We start from the raw sequence: 15,753 nt of genomic DNA, 5'->3' as shown, positions 1-15,753 counted from the left end.
ACTATAAAAATGAATCTAAAATTTATCCCTCAAAACGTCTTTCAGGCTACACAAAGAACAAATCACCTCGATAGAGCCTTCTTGTCCAAAGAGCTTTTTGTAGATCAGTTTTTTAGTTTCACAAGCTCAAACCACCCGTCTTTCTTGCAAGAACTAAGACAAAACCTAAAAGAAACTCACAAAGTAACGAGCAAAGATAGCGTCTATACCGCCATAGATGAAGTAGTCAGCTATGCTTGTTATTACAATATCATCTTAGATCTTTTGTATAAAGCTTACGAGGAGCTTGGTGAGAGCCTTGAAAGTATAACTTGCGAAGAGTTTATGGGCACGTATCTTACGGACGAGTATCTAAAAAACGCTTTAAAAGCGGTTCAAGCCAACTTTTCTTATAGAAAATTTGAGCTTCATAAAGAGAATTTTGCTTATTTTGCAAAGTCGTTTTTTGGCGTTAGCGGCGAAGAGGACGACGAAAACGACGTGCCTAAATTTGTGAAATTTTGCAAGCAGACAAGTGAAATTTATGCGCTTTGTAAAAACGTGGGCAACAGAGGCTATGAACTCTCAAAAATTTTTGAAATCATATCTGATAGCTTTGCGGTGGGTTATATCAACGAGAGCGAATTTTGTGAGTTGATGAACTTTTACGCAGAAAAAGTGCAAAAGATATTTAGCGGTTGGGACGAGTTTATCGCAAGCTGCGTTCTTGGAGGCGCGTTTAGATTTTTTGACGAGGGCGAGATTGATTACATCAAAGAAAGCTACGATCAGATAAACGCCTTTCATAGGTTACTAAACTCGGCTTACAACGTCTTTGGCGCAAGCGGAATTTGGACGCAGAATTTTGACAAAGCAAAGATAAACATTTTAAATCTGCTTGATAAATACGCCGATTTCAAAGAAGAGAAAAACGATAAGGAATACACCCAAAATATCCTAAATTGGCTTGAAAAAGAGACGCAAAAATGCGGTTTGGAATTTAAACACTTGCAACAAGCGACGGAAATTTATTACAAGTGTTTTTACAGCACTCTTAAAAACTCTCGCATCGAATTTATGCTTGAATCAAAAAATAACGGCGTAATAACACCTAGAAAAACGCTTGAGCTGGAGCATTCCTTATACAAAGAAGTTAAAATTTTCATGGATGAAACGGGCTTTAAATTTAGCGACAAAGAATTTCCCGTCCTTCTTATCTTAGCTCCTAAAAAGACGCTAATAACCAACCAAGCCGTCTATACTTACAGCGGAGTACTCTTTAAAAAGCTTAAAGAATTTAACCTGCAAGAGATAAGTTGCGAGGTGAAATTCGCCTATCCTGATGAAATTCACTGCTATTTAAACGACAAAGAGTATTTTTGTATAAGTATCAAAGAGTATTTAAATTTAACGGGCAAAAAGCCGCTTAAAGTCGTAAGTCATAAAGACTTTTTTGACAATGAAATTTCATCGCTAAATTTAGCAATAAACGAGCTTAAGAAAACTGCGAAAACTTTAGGGGAGAATTTGTGAAAAAAGATTTTATAGCGGGCAATATATTTCAAGTTATTTACAAAGTAAGCGACATAGACAGGATTTTCGTCTCAAAAGAGCTTGCAAAAGAGCGGATTTTTAGCCTTGTGGATTTCAACCACCCAAAAAATCTGCAAGAGATCAAGCAAGCCTTGCAGGAATTTTACGATATAACCGATAAAAACAGCATGTATCAAGCGATCATGCACTATGACAGCTTGGAATTTGAAGGGGTTTTAGTCCGTCTGCTTTATATGGCGTATAAAGAATTTAGCGACAAGCTTACGGATATGACTTGGGCTGAATTTGCGCCTAGATACCTAAACGAGAGCAACTTAAAAGATGCGCTTAAAATTTATCTTATAAACTTTAGCGATGAAGATTTCAAAGCCTACAAAGAACGATTTGAAAGCTTTAGCAAGGGATTTTTTGGTTTGGGTGAAAGTGAGCGAAATTTAGTTCCAAATTTTGTAAATTTCTGCAATCAAACAAGCGAGCTTTTTATTCTTTGTGAGCGCACGAGCATTAGCGCATTTGATTATGCTAGAGTGCTTCAAATCCTAAGTTGCAGCTACGCGGTAAATTACATAGACGAAAAAGAATACTTCGAGCAATATAAGTTTTATATGAATTTAATAACTCAAATTTTTAGCGGATTTGGCGAATTTATGGCAAGCTTTTTACTCGGTTCGGCGTTTATGAATTTAAGCTATAGCGATGATAAAACGGACTTCATAAAAGATATAAACGAGCGCATAAAAGCTCTTTACGTCGCGCTAAATTCGCCTTACGATATGTTTAAAGAAAGCGGAATTTGGGCTGATAGCTTAAAAGCCGAGCGAGCTAAACTAAATGAAATTTTAAGCAAGCATATAGACAAAAATGAAAATCAAAAGAAGCTTGATGAGATGAACTCGCTTCTTGATAATCTAAAGCAAGATATCAAAAAACACGGCTTTAGCTTTGAAATTTTTACTCAAACGCTTGATCTGTTTTACAAGAACTTCTATAACATCCTAAAGGAGTATAGAGTGGAGACTCTCGTATCAATCCCCGATCAAAATTTAATCTTTACTCCGCGAGACGAGCTTGAACTTAACTTCTACGCTAGTGCAGATACATTCATAAAAAAGGCTAAAATTTTATTGCAAAGCGACGAATTTCCGATTATGGTAAATTTAAGCGGCAAAAGCTGGCTTATCACAAATAAAGCCGTTTATATACTAAGCGGAATGCTGATGTTTAAAAAGCTTAAAAGAGTTGCGCTAAACGAGGCTGATTTTAAGATTAAGACGCATTACACGCGAGAAATTCGCTGCTTCGTTAATCAAAACGACTATTTTGAGATATACACTAACGAGTATGAAAAGCTAACGGGCAAAAAACTAGGAGTAGAAGATGACAAGAACGATTTAATCTTTAAAGATGAAATAGAAGCACTCTGGCTTGCGTTTAACAAGCTAAAGAGTATTGCAAAATCTTAAAGATAAAATACGGTTGCAAATTTATCTGTTTGTTATCTTAATTAGTTATCATTATAAAATTTATAAATAAAAGGAAAAACATGCTAAAAACAGGTTTGAAATTTATAGCCGCAGGAGCCATGATAGCGCTGCTGGCGGGTTGTGCAAAAGAGAGTTCAAGAGTGGTTGAAACTCCAAAAGTAAATACCGTAAATACATACTATGGCGGCACAAAAGTAGCGATATCAATAGGCAGGTTTAACAACCAATCCTCTTATCAAAACGGAATTTTCGGCGACGGAGAAGATAGACTAGGCAATCAAGCCCAAACTATTTTAGTAAGCAATCTGCAACAAACCGGTAGATTTTCCGTGATGGATAGAACAAATATGAAGGCTATCAAACAAGAGAGCAACATAAACAAAAAAGCGCAAAATTTAAAAGGCGCTAAATACGTTATCACGGGCGACGTAACCGAATTTGGCAGAAAAACTACGGGCGATCATCAGCTATTTGGAATCCTTGGCAAAGGTAAGACTCAAACCGCATACGCAAAGGTAAATTTAAACGTAGTTGAGGTTGAAACTTCCGAGGTTGTCTATTCGTCTCAGGGTGCGGGAGAATACGCGCTATCAAACAGAGAGGTTATAGGATTTGGCGGAACGGCAGGATATGACTCTACGCTAAACGGCAAAGTTTTAAGTCTAGCCATAATAGAAGCGGTAAATAATCTTGTTGCAGGGCTTGAAAGCGGCGCTTGGACAGCAAAATAAGGCTAAAATTTGAACACTAAAATTATATTGCCCGTGCTTTTTGCGTTGCTTTTTGCAGGCTGCGCATCTAGCACCCCAAGGCAAATTTATTATTGGAACGGCTCTTATACGGCTTCGACGTATGATTATTTAAACGAAACAAGCGATTTTTATAAGCATATAGACGAGCTTGAAGAAACGGTTGAGTACGCATACGCTTCAGGGCGCAAGATACCGCCCGGACTGCTAGCTCACATTGGTCTTTTATACTCAAACATAGGCAACGATCAAAAAGCAAGTATGTATCTTGAAAAAGAGGCTGAAATTTTCCCGGAATCAAGAGCTTATATCGAGTTTTTAAAACAACAAAAGCTAAAAAAAGGTCGCAAAAATGGTAAATAAATTTAGATCAACTCTTATTTTGGGTTTATTTGCGATTCTTTTTTCGGCATGCGCAAGCGATCCTAGACCGCAGTATGACTACTCCGCATTTTTACAAACCAAGCCAAGATCGATACTGGTATTAATGCCTACAAACGAATCAACCGAGATAAAAGCATCCTCGGCAGTGCTTGTAAATGCTATATTTCCTCTAAGCGAGGCAGGGTATTACGTATTTGATCCTTCCTTGGTAAATGACACGTTTAAATTTAACGGGGTTTACGAGCCAAGCGAAATTCATCAAATTTCAGTAAATAAGCTAAAGCAAATTTTCGGTGCCGATAGTGTTCTTTATATAAATATCAAAGAGTATGGCTCAACTTATATGGTGCTTGATAGCGTTACTAAAGTATCCGTTGAAGCAAAGCTGGTTGATACAAATACAGGCAATATCATGTGGCAAAAAACAGCATCGGCGACAAACAGCTCCCAAGGCAGTAGCGATATAGCAAGCATGCTCTTAAACGCGCTGATAAAACAGGTAGCCGACACTTTAAGCGATGTTAGCTATGAGTTATCGGCTAGGGCGGATAGAATTTTATTTGCTCAAGACTGCTACGACTGCTTGCTTTATGGACCGTATTCGCCGTATTATGGCAAAGATAGCCAGCTTACAAAGTAGCCATGGAAGTTAAAAATTTTATCAAGATAGAGGAACACTTGCTAAAAAATCACTTAGCAAGTCTCTATTTTGAAAATTCGCCTTTAAAAACAGATATAGCTTTAAGATACTACTACTATCCTCACGACGCAAAAGAGGCTACTAACGACACCATAGAAGCCTCTTTAAAACAAGCCGGCTATCAAAAGCTCTACATACCGCTTAGAGATATGATGAAAACGGCAAATATAACGCCTCCGCCCGAACATGAGATGGATAGTGAAAACAACTGGGTATTTTGCTTTATAAATTTAAAAGTATCTCCGCCGATAAAAGAGAGTTTTAAAAAATATTTTAATGAAGAAAAGATAACCTTTATCTGCGTGCCTTTTATAAATAGCCAAAATAAAAGAGATTTTAGTCTCCTCATCTCATCGCCATCAACCGGAAGGCTGTTTTTGGAGATGAAGTCTTGTAGGCTACTAAAAAATAGCGACGAAACAGATAAAAAATATTTTGAAATTTTTAACGAGGCTGTAAATTTTATCTGCGAAGAATTAGAAATTCACTAAAAAGATGACGCAAATTTGTCTTAAAATATAAATCAAAAGGAGCGCTTGCTCCTTTTAAAGTTATTTGCAGCTTGGCTTGCCTGTGCGGTGATTTATAGCTCCGTTTTCTATAAGCAGCTTAACCATCTCGGGATGATTATTATCGCAAGCAAAGGATAGTGCGCTTTGATCCTTTGGAGTCGCTACCAAATTTACGTCTGCACCCTGAGATATTAGATATTTTGCTATCTCGATGCGATTATTGCTTGCAGCTACGATTAAAAGCGTCTCTGCATCACTCTCTACGGTCTGATCGTTAAAATCAATCTTCTTGCCTGTCTTTTCCTCTATCTTGGCTTGAATTTTACGAACGATGTTAAGATTTTTACCTAAAACGGCTGACTTTAAAGAGTTATAAACATCACCCCTGTCGGTTGCAAAGACATCAGCGCCTTGCGCTATGAGATAATCAACCATATCCTCATACCCGATAAATGCCGCCCAACCAAGTGCAGTCTGCCCCAAATTTGCCTCGTCTTTAGCCTCGATATCCTGACCGCTAGCAACCATCTGCTTAACTTTTTGCAAATTTCCTTGCTTTACAGCATCAAACCACTCGGCATCTTTCCCGCTTGAGGCCTCTTTGTAAAATATCCTCCACTTTAGTTTGGTAGGACTTGCGATGTCTTGCATCTCTTCTAAGCTAAAGCGAAATTTACTCAGATCCGCATCTTTTGCGTTTGCCACGCCAAAAACCGAACAAATAGCCAAAACAGCGGCTAAAATTTTAAAATTTTTTTGCATTTTTACTCCTTGAAGTGCGAATTTTATCAGAGAATTTACGATTTATTATTAACGCTATTTCAATAAAATAGTTAAAATTTAAAAAGGTCGTTATGAAAGAGTTACAATATATACCCGATATCATAGATTTAATCCAAGAAGAGCTTTCGGGAGGTCATTTTGCAAACCCTCCCTTTGGCGGCAACTATATGAAAGTTTGGCAGTTTTTCTATCCTTTTAGCATATCTTACGCAACCAAAGGGCTTACAAATCACTTCTTACCAAAAGCGGGTTACACCGACACTTATACACCGCTTAAGGAATTTATGAGCAAAGCAGGCTTTAGCGCGATACCAAAAGAGGAATTAAACGACGACTACAACGATGTATTTTTGATGATTAGCTTTTATCATTATCCGGCTATATCAAATAAATTAAAAAAGCTATACGCTAATGAAAAGCTGTTATTTTTCGTTATCCCCTATGGAGAAAGCGAAGAGGATTATAAAATTTTACTCAAATCAGAGCCAAACGAAAATATATTTTTAGATATGAAAGAAAGTAGGATTTTAGATCCAAATAGCGAGGATAAAGAGGATCAAATCTACCTTAATACACTGAGCAAAGCGATTAAATTTATCTACAAAAGACTTGGCATAGTAATTGATGATGAGCTTTTAAATTTAACTACCGATGAGGCTTTGAGCGAATTTATGAATTTATGCGAAGTAAAAGACAAAGAGGAGTTTAAAAGCTGCTTTTATAAAGTGCTTCTTGAGCCTGAAATTTGCAGCGCCGAGCTTGCCGAGCAGGGTTATGCCGATCCCGATGAAACTCTTAGTGAAAAAGAGTTATTTTATAGTTTTTTACTTGCACCGATGCTTGAGGCTCATGAGGACGACTGGAAATTTGACACGAAGGATTTAAGCGCTTATATATTTAAATTTACGGGCAAAAGGTTGCGCTTAAGTGAGGATATGGAGCTTTTTGATGTTGCAGATAGGCTTGAAAAAAGGTCGGAATTTTCGCTGATTGAGATTGATACGCAGATGGATAGCATCTGTGTTTTTGTATGCAAAAAAGAGCACAAAGAAAAGATTGTAGATCTTGGGCGAATGCTTGGATTTGAGATTAAGGGGTTTTAAAATTGAAAAACGCAGTTGAGAAATTTAAAGATATAGAGAGATATTTAAACGAGAACGAGACTACAACTATAAGCTTTGATAAATCTCCTTTTGCTGCAGACGTAACGGTTGATTATTATTTCTATCCGCAGGAATTTTTAAATGATGAAGAGGCGCAAAACGCGTTAAAAAGAGCTAAATTTAACAACCTATACGAACCGCTTGCAAAACTTATGCAAAACGCCAAGCTAATTCCGCCTTCAAAGGAGCGGATTGATAGCGGCGAAGGCTGTTTTTTTACCGTTATAGGAGTGTGTGTAAAGCCGGTGATAAAGCTTGATATGAAAAAATATCTGCGCTTAGAAGATATCGCCTTCATCTGCTTGCCGTTTGAAGATGATGAGGGCAACGAGGGCTTTAAGATACTCATCAAGTCGCCTACTACGGGAGATTTGTTTTTTGAGATGAGAGACTGCAGGCTTTTGGACGAAGATTTAAAAGACGAGCAAGAGAAAAAATACATAGAAGTGTTCATAAAAGCTGTAAATTTCATCCACAAAAGGCTAAATTTAAGTACAGATGAAACCGAGGATATAAATTTAAGCACCCAAGACGCTCTTAGCGAATTTGCAAATCTAACCCAGATGAGCGCTAAAAACGAAGCGGAATTTGTAAAAAGATTTTTCTTGGCTCAAAATGAACCCCAAAAGTGCGCGAAAATTTTAATAGAAAAAGGAATTTTATGGCAAGGATACGAAAACCATACTCCAAGCCGGGAATTTCTAGTCTATAACTTTATCTTAAAAGACACTCTTAAAAGCTTTGAAAGCCATTGGGAAATAGATATTTCAGGGCTTAAAAGATACATAAAGAAAACAACGGGCAATGAGCTTAAAATCGGCAAAAGCGATATCCTAGAGCCTTACAAGATAGCTTTAAGGCTGGAAGAAATTTCAGACTACACGATACTAAACGTAAATCCGAGTAAAGATAGCTTAGAGGGGTATTGCTTCTTTGTCTGCAAGAAAGAGGATAAAGATAGGATTTTAAAGCTGGCGGAGTTTTTAAATTTAAATATCCACGAATTTTGATTTTTCAAGATAAATCAAGAAATTTTAACGCCGTCTTAAAAATTAAAGGTATAATTTTTACAAAATAAATTTTAGGAGCAGCTATGAAACTGGCAGAAGCACTTATCCTGCGCGCGGATTTGCAAAAACGCATCGAACAGCTTCGTGTGCGACTTAACAACAATGCAAAAGTCCAAGAAAACGACAAAGTTGCGGAGCAACCAAGCGAACTTTTAAAAGAACTTGACGGCTGTATAAACGAGCTAAATTCTCTCATATCAAAGATCAATAAAACCAACTGTGCTTCGCAAATCGAAGGGCAAAATTTGGTCGATCTTATAGCTAAGCGCGATACTATGACGATGAAAGCGGGAATTTTGAGGGGCTTTATAGAAAACGCCAGCAGAAAAGTCGAGATGTATTCAAGCAAAGAGATTCGAATCTTAAGCACGGTGGACGTAGCAAGCCTGCAAAAAGAGCTTGACGGAATTTCAAAAGAGATTCGCCAGACCGATACACTGCTTCAAAGAGCAAATTGGCAGGTTGATCTGATTTAAATTTTGGTTAAATATCATCAAAAGCGAGTATAAATCCGTTTAAAACTAGGCTACACCCGCGATTCGGAGAGATCGCAAACAAGCAGATTTATCTCAGTAATCTTACAAGGGCAAAGTTAGCGAGTAATGTTACTACCATATACTGATTTGATGATACAGGGTGGGTTTGGGGGCAGATAAACCAAGCGGCTAATTCAAAATTCGGTTTAAATTTGATCCGCTAAAATTTAAAACAAAAAGGAAGATAAATGTCGAGATATATTAAATTTTTAAGCCTAGCGATAACCGCGGCTTTGTTTTCAGGTTGCTTTGAAACTAAAAAAGAGTTGGCTTGCGATGATAAAAATGTTCAAGAGACTATTAAAAAACTTATCAAACCTCATCTTGGCGATCTTTTTGCTGCAAGCGTTTATAAAGACGAGCTTAACTCAAACAAGGCGGTAAAGGATGTAGTATCCAATCTATCCTCAGGCTTTTCGCTCAAAAAAGTTCTTCAAACAAGCCATGTCGCGCAAAAATTTAATCCCTCAAAAGAGTGCGATAAAGACGATCTGCTTTGTAAAATCATTAAAACATCGGATAAATTTAATGAAAAAGCCACTTTGGATATGATTGTGCTTAACGGCTTTAATGCCTCAGATAAAAGCAGTGACGGAAATACTATCGCTTGCAGCTCGGATATCGGCATTAAAGATACTCAAAAAATAATTCCCGATATAAATGTGACAAATTTTCCTAAAATTTCTACACTTGATTATGAAGCGAAGCTAACCGAAGATAAAAAGCAAATCAGAGTCGAGATAAAAAGACTTTAAAGAGCTTTCAAACGATTTTTTATAGCAAGATAGAAAAATAAACTGAAATCAAAAATGAAAATTTGAGTAAATTTATAAAATAAGATTGGGTTGTTTTGTATTTAAATTTTATGAATTGACTAAAATAAAAAGAAGCGGTAAGGGCTAAATTTAGCCCTTATCTGCAATGCTTGCAATCCTTAACTGTGGCCAGGACGTTCATTCTCTCAACTATATTTCCAAGTCTTTTTTCAAGCTTCTGCTTACAATCATCAAGCGATATATCACTATGGGCTACGTCGCTGACTTTACCGCATTTTTCGCATACCACGTGGATATGAGGCTCTTCAAAGATATCATATCTTGCCTTTTGGTTTGGCATATTTACTTCAACTACAAGACCTTCATCTTTTAGCATATTTAGGTTTTTATATACCGTAGCAAGCGATACTGAAGGATTTTCGATACAAATTTCTTCATAAAGCTCATCGATAGTCGGGTGCATATGACGATTTAAAATTTTTAGCACGCTAATGCGCTGCGGAGTTGCTTTTAGTCCGTGTTCTTTCAATAAATTCATATAGTTCATGCTTCTCTCCCAATTTTTTTAGCTAACTATACAAAAAATTTATTTAAAAGTTTATTATAGTTGTTAATATAAATTATCTTTTAGTATTTTTTCAGAAATACTTTTAACATCCACTCCAAGATATCGCTCAACGGCCTCGGTTTTACCGTGGCTTATAAATTTATCCTCATACTCAAAACTGGTTATTTTAACGTCATAAATTTTTTCATCCTGTAAAAATGCTGCGAGAATTTCGCCTACGCCACCCTTTTTGGCTCCATCCGAAAATACATACCATATCTTTTTTTCTTGAGCTAAATTTAAAAGAAGCTCCCTATCAAGCGGCTTTATAAAAACCAAATCAACAAGAGTCGCATCAAGCTTACCGACGAGCTCTTTTCTAACCAAATTTGCTTTTCCGACCGCGTTTCCGTATCCTATAAATACTATTTTTCCATCTGCAGGAGCTAAAATTTCGCCTTTACCAAGCTTAAATTCACGAGCTTCAAATTCACCCTCTTCAAGCAGAAAATTTCCGCGCGGGTATCTAAAAGCACAGGCTCCGGTATGCATATATGCATACTCCATAGCAAATTTAAAATTTGCCGCGCACCTTGGAGCAAAAAGCGTGATATTTGGAACTAAATTTAGATAACTGATATCAAAAGCTCCCTGATGAGTCTCTCCGTCTTCACCCACGATACCTGCTCTATCCATGGCAAAGACGACGTTTAAATTCATAATACAAGCGTCGTGAATAACTTGATCGTAAGCTCGCTGTAAGAAAGTTGAGTATATAGTGATAAAAGGCTTAAAACCCTCTTTTGCCATCGCAGCCATAGAGGTTACAGCGTGCTGCTCGGCGATTGCCACATCCCAAAATCTATGCGGAAACTTCTCTATAAGTGCGTCAAGACCTGTTCCCGTAGGCATCGCGGCAGTAACGCCTACTATATTTTCATGCTTGCTTGCAAGCTCTGTAAGATACTCGCTATAAAGAGCGGTTGCCGATTTTGCGACGGATTTTTTGATACTCTCTCCACTTTTAAGGTCAAACGGACCCACGCCATGCCAGTTTGCGTAGTGTCCTTCGGCCTTTTCATAGCCTTTGCCTTTTAAGGTTTGAGCATGCACTATAACGGGTTTTTTCATAGCTTTTGCAACTTCAAGTGCGTCTATGAGGGCTTTGATGTCGTGTCCGTCGACAGGACCTATATACTCAAGTCCAAGCTCTTCAAAAAACATGCCCGGAGTTATAAGTCTAATCCCCTCTTCCATCCTGCGCGCCATGTAAGCGGCAGAATCAGGCATGTAGCTTAAAAATTTCTCGACCCTGCTTTTAAATTTCTGATAAGGCTGTCCCGCCATCATCTGGCTTAGATATTTGCTAAGCGCACCTATCGGCTTACTTATGCTCATCTCGTTGTCGTTTAGGATGATGACGCAAGGGTATTTGCGGTCTCCAAGCTCATTTAGCGCCTCGTACGCCATGCCCGCACTCATCGAGCCATCGCCTATCATAGCTACAGGCAAGCGATCTTCGCCTTTAAGTCTTATTGCTTTAGCGGCTCCTACGGCAAGGGAGATAGAAGTAGAGCTGTGTCCCGCTACAAAATAATCAAATTCGCTTTCGCTTGGCTTGGTGTAGCCGCTTATGCCGCCAAATTGCCTTAGCGAGTCAAATTTATCCCAGCGACCCGTTAAGAGCTTATGTGCATAGCTTTGGTGGCTCACGTCAAATATAAACGGGTCTTTACTCACGTCAAACACGTAATGCATAGCAACTATAAGCTCTACCGCACCGATGTTTGAACTAAGATGCCCGCCGTTTTTACTCACGGTTTGTAAAATTTTATCTCTAAGTTTTTGAGCAAGTTCTTCTAGCTCGCTCACACTCATCGCTTTTAAATTTATCTCATCCATTTTCATTCGCTAATTATCTTTTTGATCTTTTCAAATCTTGATTCTATAGTGCCGTCAAGATTTCCGATATCGCTCATCACGATCACGCCGCCTACATTGATGGCTTCATCAGGCACAACTTGTATATTGTCGCTTGCGCCAAACTGCTCTTTTAAAAACTCAAAATCCTTTTGACTAACGCGAATTTGCACATCTTTAGCTTCGCTTAAATCCTTCATCAAGGCTTTTGCCAGTGCGTAAGCCACACTTGAAGAGCTTGTTGAAATTTCTTTTTTAACTATCTGCCTTGCGATATCAATAGCGGTATTTGAGAGCTCCTCTTCGCTTGAAACCAAAAAACGCTCAAATTTAGCAGATTCGTTATCAAGCCTTGAAACAGAAGAGCTATATCTGCTTTCAAGCTCTTTTAATTTCTCTTCAAATTTCGCTTTAGCCTCGGTATTGCCTTGCTGCAAGCCTTCCTCTTTAGCTCTTGCAACTTCGTTTTCAAGGCGTCTGGCAAATTCGGTCTCTTGATTTTCTATCTGCATTTGAAGCTTTATGATACTGCCTGATAGCTCATCGATTCGCTTTAAAAGCTCCTCTACGAAATTTGACTGACCAGATTGATCCTGTAAAACATTAGCCTGCAAAGTTTTTTGAGGCGCTTCTTTTGTTGAAGCAAAATTTGAATCAAAAATTCTAACATCGTCAGTCGAGCCTATATCTTTGTTGTATTTTAAGCCTCTACCGACAAAAACGCTGCTATCATCAGCGCTATCAACATCTAGAGTGTTATCATTATCATGGCTCTCTTCGATCTTTTTTTCCTGACCCAAAACCTTAAACCGATAATTTTCAACAAAGTGCTTTTTAGCATCTTCGTTGGATATAACGCTACTTCTCATTCTATCATCTCATCAGCTTCACCGACTTGGAAGACTCCTTGATCGGCTAAAGCTTGGACTTGCTCTACTATTCGGCGTTGCGCCTCTTCGACGTCTTTTACGCGAACGGCGCCAAGATACTGCATCTCCTCTTTAAACGCCTCGCTTGCACGCTGTGACATACTGGACATAAATTTCTCTTTAAGCGCGTCGCCCGAGCCCTTAAGTGCAACCATAAGATCTTTTTTATCGACGTTTTTAAGAATTTCTCTAATGGCGATTTGATTAAGCGTGTTGATATCTTCAAATGTAAACATAAGCTCTTTGATAACGGTAGCAAGCTTTTCATCGCTGTCTTCGATATGCTCAAGCGTTGATTTTGAGGCTTTTTGCCCAAGTCTATTAAGCACTTCGGCAACCGCTCTTGGACCGCCGACCTCAACTTTATATGAAGTGAGACTTTCAAGCTTGCCTTCAAGCACGGTTGAAACTCTTTTGATAACAGAAGGGCTGATATCGCCTAAATTTGCCATTCTCATCACGACTTCGCCTCTAAGATCGTCGCTAAAATAAGAAAGCGTTTCCGCAGCGCTCGTTGAGTCCATATGAGCAAGTATCAAGGCTATGGTTTGAGGGTGTTCTTTGGTGATGAAGTCCGCTAACTGCTGAGGCTTGATCTTGGTTAGATAACCAAAGCTCTTGGTGCTTTCCATGCTTTTAGCAAGTTTATCAAGAATTTTTTGCGCGGTTTCAGGACCAAAAGTACGGTATAAAATTTCCTTAGCATACTCAAGACCGCCGCTTCTCATGTATTGATTTGACTGCATAAGTGCGTAAAATTCTTCCAAAACCGCAGCCGCAACCTGTCTATCTACGCTTTTTGCCGTAGCGATGTAGCGTGAAATTTCAGTTATAACATCAACTTCCATATGAGAAAACAAAAGCGTAGTGGCATCTTCTCCAAGCTGGATTAGAAGTATCGCGACCTTTTCTGGCATTGAAAGATCGTCGTAAATTAACTTTTGTTGTTCGTTTAACTTAGTAGCCATCAAAAATCCTTGCGGTTGCTAAAATCAACGTCATTTTTAATCATATCCTGAATAAGCACCGATATCTCCTCGCTTCGCTCTTGCACGATAAGCTTAGTCTTTTCAAGTAAGACATCGTATCTTAGCTCGTCTTCGTTGAAATTTTCACCGATTCCAAGTTGCTCTTCGACTTTTTTCTTAGCAGCTTTAAATTTCTCCAAAGCGTCTTCGCTATCGTCAAGATCTATCATATCAGGCAACTCTTCAGGCTCTTCTTCTTTGATATTTTCAACCATTTTTTCCATGAACGGCACGATGATTTTCTTATAAAATATAAATAATAAAAGCGCGACAAAAAGATACTTAAGCATCGGCAAAAACGGCGTTACGTAAGCGTCAAAAAACGAATTCACCTTACTTGCAGGCGTTTCGTTGTTCGGGCGCTGGAATTCAAAATTGCTAAGAGTAACTTCATCGCCTCTATTTGCATCAAAGCCTACGGACTGCTTGATAAGTGCGTTTATCTGATCAAGCTGTTCTTTGTTAAGCGGTATGTATTCGATCTCTTTTGTTAAATTTCCGCTCTCATCTTTTTTATTTTCGTATCTTCCGTCAACCACTACCGCAGCGCTTAAACGCTTGATAGTAGCGAACTGATCCTTGATACGCATAACTTTCTTTGAAATTTCATAATTCGTAGTTGCCGAGCTTTTGGTATAAAGCTCCTCAAGTTTTTTATCTTCAAGACCCTCAACAGGACCTATATTGCTAACCGCACCAGGCACGCCCTGCACTTCAGGCGCTTTAGAGCCTTGGCGCTTTTCTTCGATACTCTGCTCGCTTCTTGCGACCGAATTTGGATCAAAAGTCTCGCTTTCGCTATCTTTGCGCGAAAAATCAAAATCAATCGTAACCTTAGCCACGACCTTATGCATGCCGCCTACGATAGGCGAAAGCACATTCAGTATCTTTTGCTCGAGCGCATTTTCGGCTTCGCGCTTGTATCTTATCTGCTGAGCGATCATATCGCTATCATAGTCGCCATCCTCTTCTCCCAAAGGAATTCCGTCTTGATTTACGATTTTTACGTTTTGAGGAGTGAGATTTGCAACCGCCGAAGAGACTAAATTTTTAATTCCGGTAATCTGCTTTAAATTAAGACTCTGTCCGTCTTTTAAATTTAATACTATCGAGGCTGAAGGAGGAGTCGTCCGCTCCGTAAATAACGTCTCTTTTGGGATTGCTATTCGCACAAGAGCCTTATCTATCGGCGCTAGGCTTTCTATCGTACGCGCTAACTCACCTTCAAGAGCTCTTTGAAATTTGACCTTTTGCTCGGCATCCGTAGCTCCAAATTCCTGCTTGTCAAAAATTTCAAAACCGACTTTATTGTCCTTTAAAATTCCCATAGAAGCTACGGAAATTCGCTCTTTATAAACGTCGGCAGTCGGCACTAAGATGGTGCCTTCATTGTAAATTTTATATTTTACGCCGTTTTTTTCAAGCTGCTGAACGATAAGCGCGGAATCACTCGGAGAGATGTTTTCAAAAAGTACGCTATATCCGTCATAGCTTTGAGCTTGAGAGCTTTTATAAATACTAAGAAAGACCAAAAAACCCACGACAAACACAACCGAGCTTGCCGCGATTATACGCTGTTTTAAAGAGAGATTTTGATAAATTTGTCCAATCTGCTGAAATATCGCTTTAAAATCCATTT

At 38.5% G+C, this 15,753-nt stretch carries 16 protein-coding genes; 10 read left to right on the top strand and 6 right to left on the bottom strand.

From position 1 onward, the window contains the following. Positions 1 to 9 precede the first annotated feature (9 nt). The 6 genes from CDOM15925_RS06200 to CDOM15925_RS06175 all read left to right on the top strand — a co-directional run bounded on the left by CDOM15925_RS06200 (position 10) and on the right by CDOM15925_RS06175 (position 5,341). Positions 10 to 1,512, top strand: a complete 1,503-nt coding sequence (locus tag CDOM15925_RS06200) for a DUF1266 domain-containing protein (protein WP_169942185.1) — start codon at positions 10 to 12, stop codon at positions 1,510 to 1,512. After that, on the top strand, positions 1,509 to 2,996 hold the full coding sequence (locus CDOM15925_RS06195) for a DUF1266 domain-containing protein (RefSeq protein ID WP_169942183.1): 1,488 nt from the start codon (positions 1,509 to 1,511) through the stop codon (positions 2,994 to 2,996). Before CDOM15925_RS06200 ends, CDOM15925_RS06195 begins: the two co-directional genes overlap by 4 nt. A gap of 80 nt (positions 2,997 to 3,076) precedes the next feature. Continuing rightward, the gene (locus tag CDOM15925_RS06190; RefSeq protein ID WP_169942181.1) at positions 3,077 to 3,748 is read left to right on the top strand and encodes a CsgG/HfaB family protein; all 672 of its coding nucleotides are present in this window, start codon (positions 3,077 to 3,079) and stop codon (positions 3,746 to 3,748) included. Between the two features lie 9 nt (positions 3,749 to 3,757). Next, entirely contained in the window at positions 3,758 to 4,129 is a 372-nt protein-coding gene (locus tag CDOM15925_RS06185; protein WP_169942179.1) for a DUF4810 domain-containing protein, read from the top strand. Then, positions 4,119 to 4,790 carry a DUF799 domain-containing protein gene (locus tag CDOM15925_RS06180; protein ID WP_169942177.1) on the top strand — a complete coding sequence of 224 codons (672 nt, stop codon included), beginning with the start codon at positions 4,119 to 4,121 and terminating at the stop codon, positions 4,788 to 4,790. The genes CDOM15925_RS06185 and CDOM15925_RS06180 overlap by 11 nt, the downstream gene beginning before the upstream one ends. A gap of 2 nt (positions 4,791 to 4,792) precedes the next feature. Then, on the top strand, positions 4,793 to 5,341 hold the full coding sequence (locus CDOM15925_RS06175) for a DUF7821 domain-containing protein (RefSeq protein ID WP_169942175.1): 549 nt from the start codon (positions 4,793 to 4,795) through the stop codon (positions 5,339 to 5,341). Positions 5,342 to 5,401: 60 nt separating this feature from the next. Here CDOM15925_RS06175 and CDOM15925_RS06170 read toward each other — a convergent pair whose 3' ends face one another. Next, a complete protein-coding gene (locus CDOM15925_RS06170) occupies positions 5,402 to 6,124 on the bottom strand; it encodes an ankyrin repeat domain-containing protein (protein WP_169942173.1) in 723 nt (240 codons plus the stop codon). Between the two features lie 92 nt (positions 6,125 to 6,216). On the opposite strand from CDOM15925_RS06170, the gene CDOM15925_RS06165 reads away from it, so the two are divergent. From CDOM15925_RS06165 to CDOM15925_RS06150, 4 genes are all read left to right on the top strand, one after another. Continuing rightward, the gene (locus CDOM15925_RS06165) at positions 6,217 to 7,248 is read left to right on the top strand and encodes a DUF6630 family protein (protein WP_169942171.1); all 1,032 of its coding nucleotides are present in this window, start codon (positions 6,217 to 6,219) and stop codon (positions 7,246 to 7,248) included. 2 nt (positions 7,249 to 7,250) lie between these two features. Continuing rightward, positions 7,251 to 8,318 (top strand): DUF7821 domain-containing protein, encoded by a 1,068-nt coding sequence (locus CDOM15925_RS06160; RefSeq protein ID WP_169942169.1) that lies wholly within the window; start codon positions 7,251 to 7,253, stop codon positions 8,316 to 8,318. A gap of 83 nt (positions 8,319 to 8,401) precedes the next feature. Further along, positions 8,402 to 8,854 carry a DIP1984 family protein gene (locus CDOM15925_RS06155; protein WP_169942167.1) on the top strand — a complete coding sequence of 151 codons (453 nt, stop codon included), beginning with the start codon at positions 8,402 to 8,404 and terminating at the stop codon, positions 8,852 to 8,854. A 248-nt stretch (positions 8,855 to 9,102) separates the two neighbouring features. Next, a complete protein-coding gene (locus CDOM15925_RS06150; protein WP_169942165.1) occupies positions 9,103 to 9,669 on the top strand; it encodes a hypothetical protein in 567 nt (188 codons plus the stop codon). Positions 9,670 to 9,826: 157 nt separating this feature from the next. On the opposite strand, the gene CDOM15925_RS06145 is transcribed toward CDOM15925_RS06150, so the two are convergent. From CDOM15925_RS06145 to fliF, 5 genes are all read right to left on the bottom strand, one after another. After that, a complete protein-coding gene (locus tag CDOM15925_RS06145) occupies positions 9,827 to 10,237 on the bottom strand; it encodes a Fur family transcriptional regulator (protein WP_169942163.1) in 411 nt (136 codons plus the stop codon). A 63-nt stretch (positions 10,238 to 10,300) separates the two neighbouring features. Next, positions 10,301 to 12,130 (bottom strand): 1-deoxy-D-xylulose-5-phosphate synthase, encoded by a 1,830-nt coding sequence (gene dxs, locus CDOM15925_RS06140; RefSeq protein ID WP_169942276.1) that lies wholly within the window; start codon positions 12,128 to 12,130, stop codon positions 10,301 to 10,303. Positions 12,131 to 12,141: 11 nt separating this feature from the next. Continuing rightward, entirely contained in the window at positions 12,142 to 13,026 is an 885-nt protein-coding gene (fliH, locus tag CDOM15925_RS06135) for a flagellar assembly protein FliH (protein ID WP_169942161.1), read from the bottom strand. After that, complete coding sequence (fliG, locus tag CDOM15925_RS06130; RefSeq protein ID WP_169942160.1) at positions 13,023 to 14,054, bottom strand: flagellar motor switch protein FliG; 1,032 nt, start codon at positions 14,052 to 14,054, stop codon at positions 13,023 to 13,025. Before fliG ends, fliH begins: the two co-directional genes overlap by 4 nt. Beyond that, the gene (gene fliF, locus CDOM15925_RS06125; protein WP_169942158.1) at positions 14,054 to 15,751 is read right to left on the bottom strand and encodes a flagellar basal-body MS-ring/collar protein FliF; all 1,698 of its coding nucleotides are present in this window, start codon (positions 15,749 to 15,751) and stop codon (positions 14,054 to 14,056) included. The genes fliG and fliF overlap by 1 nt, the downstream gene beginning before the upstream one ends. Positions 15,752 to 15,753 lie beyond the last annotated feature (2 nt).

This window comes from Campylobacter sp. RM15925 (assembly GCF_012978775.1).
GTDB classification, from domain to species: Bacteria; Campylobacterota; Campylobacteria; order Campylobacterales; family Campylobacteraceae; genus Campylobacter_A; species Campylobacter_A canis.
Note: the sequence above shows the minus strand (reverse complement) of the source record. Positions and strands in the feature narration are given on the sequence as shown.

What these genes read in the sequence shown, in the direction of transcription:
- CDOM15925_RS06200 (WP_169942185.1), top strand. Translation starts at nt 10, where the DNA reads ATGAATCTAAAATTTATCCCTCAAAACGTCTTTCAGGCTACACAAAGA.
- CDOM15925_RS06190 (WP_169942181.1), top strand. Translation starts at nt 3,077, where the DNA reads ATGCTAAAAACAGGTTTGAAATTTATAGCCGCAGGAGCCATGATAGCG.
- CDOM15925_RS06180 (WP_169942177.1), top strand. Translation starts at nt 4,119, where the DNA reads ATGGTAAATAAATTTAGATCAACTCTTATTTTGGGTTTATTTGCGATT.
- CDOM15925_RS06175 (WP_169942175.1), top strand. Translation starts at nt 4,793, where the DNA reads ATGGAAGTTAAAAATTTTATCAAGATAGAGGAACACTTGCTAAAAAAT.
- CDOM15925_RS06170 (WP_169942173.1), bottom strand. Translation starts at nt 6,124, where the DNA reads ATGCAAAAAAATTTTAAAATTTTAGCCGCTGTTTTGGCTATTTGTTCG.
- CDOM15925_RS06165 (WP_169942171.1), top strand. Translation starts at nt 6,217, where the DNA reads ATGAAAGAGTTACAATATATACCCGATATCATAGATTTAATCCAAGAA.
- CDOM15925_RS06155 (WP_169942167.1), top strand. Translation starts at nt 8,402, where the DNA reads ATGAAACTGGCAGAAGCACTTATCCTGCGCGCGGATTTGCAAAAACGC.
- CDOM15925_RS06150 (WP_169942165.1), top strand. Translation starts at nt 9,103, where the DNA reads ATGTCGAGATATATTAAATTTTTAAGCCTAGCGATAACCGCGGCTTTG.
- CDOM15925_RS06145 (WP_169942163.1), bottom strand. Translation starts at nt 10,237, where the DNA reads ATGAACTATATGAATTTATTGAAAGAACACGGACTAAAAGCAACTCCG.
- fliH (WP_169942161.1), bottom strand. Translation starts at nt 13,026, where the DNA reads ATGAGAAGTAGCGTTATATCCAACGAAGATGCTAAAAAGCACTTTGTT.
- fliG (WP_169942160.1), bottom strand. Translation starts at nt 14,054, where the DNA reads ATGGCTACTAAGTTAAACGAACAACAAAAGTTAATTTACGACGATCTT.
- fliF (WP_169942158.1), bottom strand. Translation starts at nt 15,751, where the DNA reads ATGGATTTTAAAGCGATATTTCAGCAGATTGGACAAATTTATCAAAAT.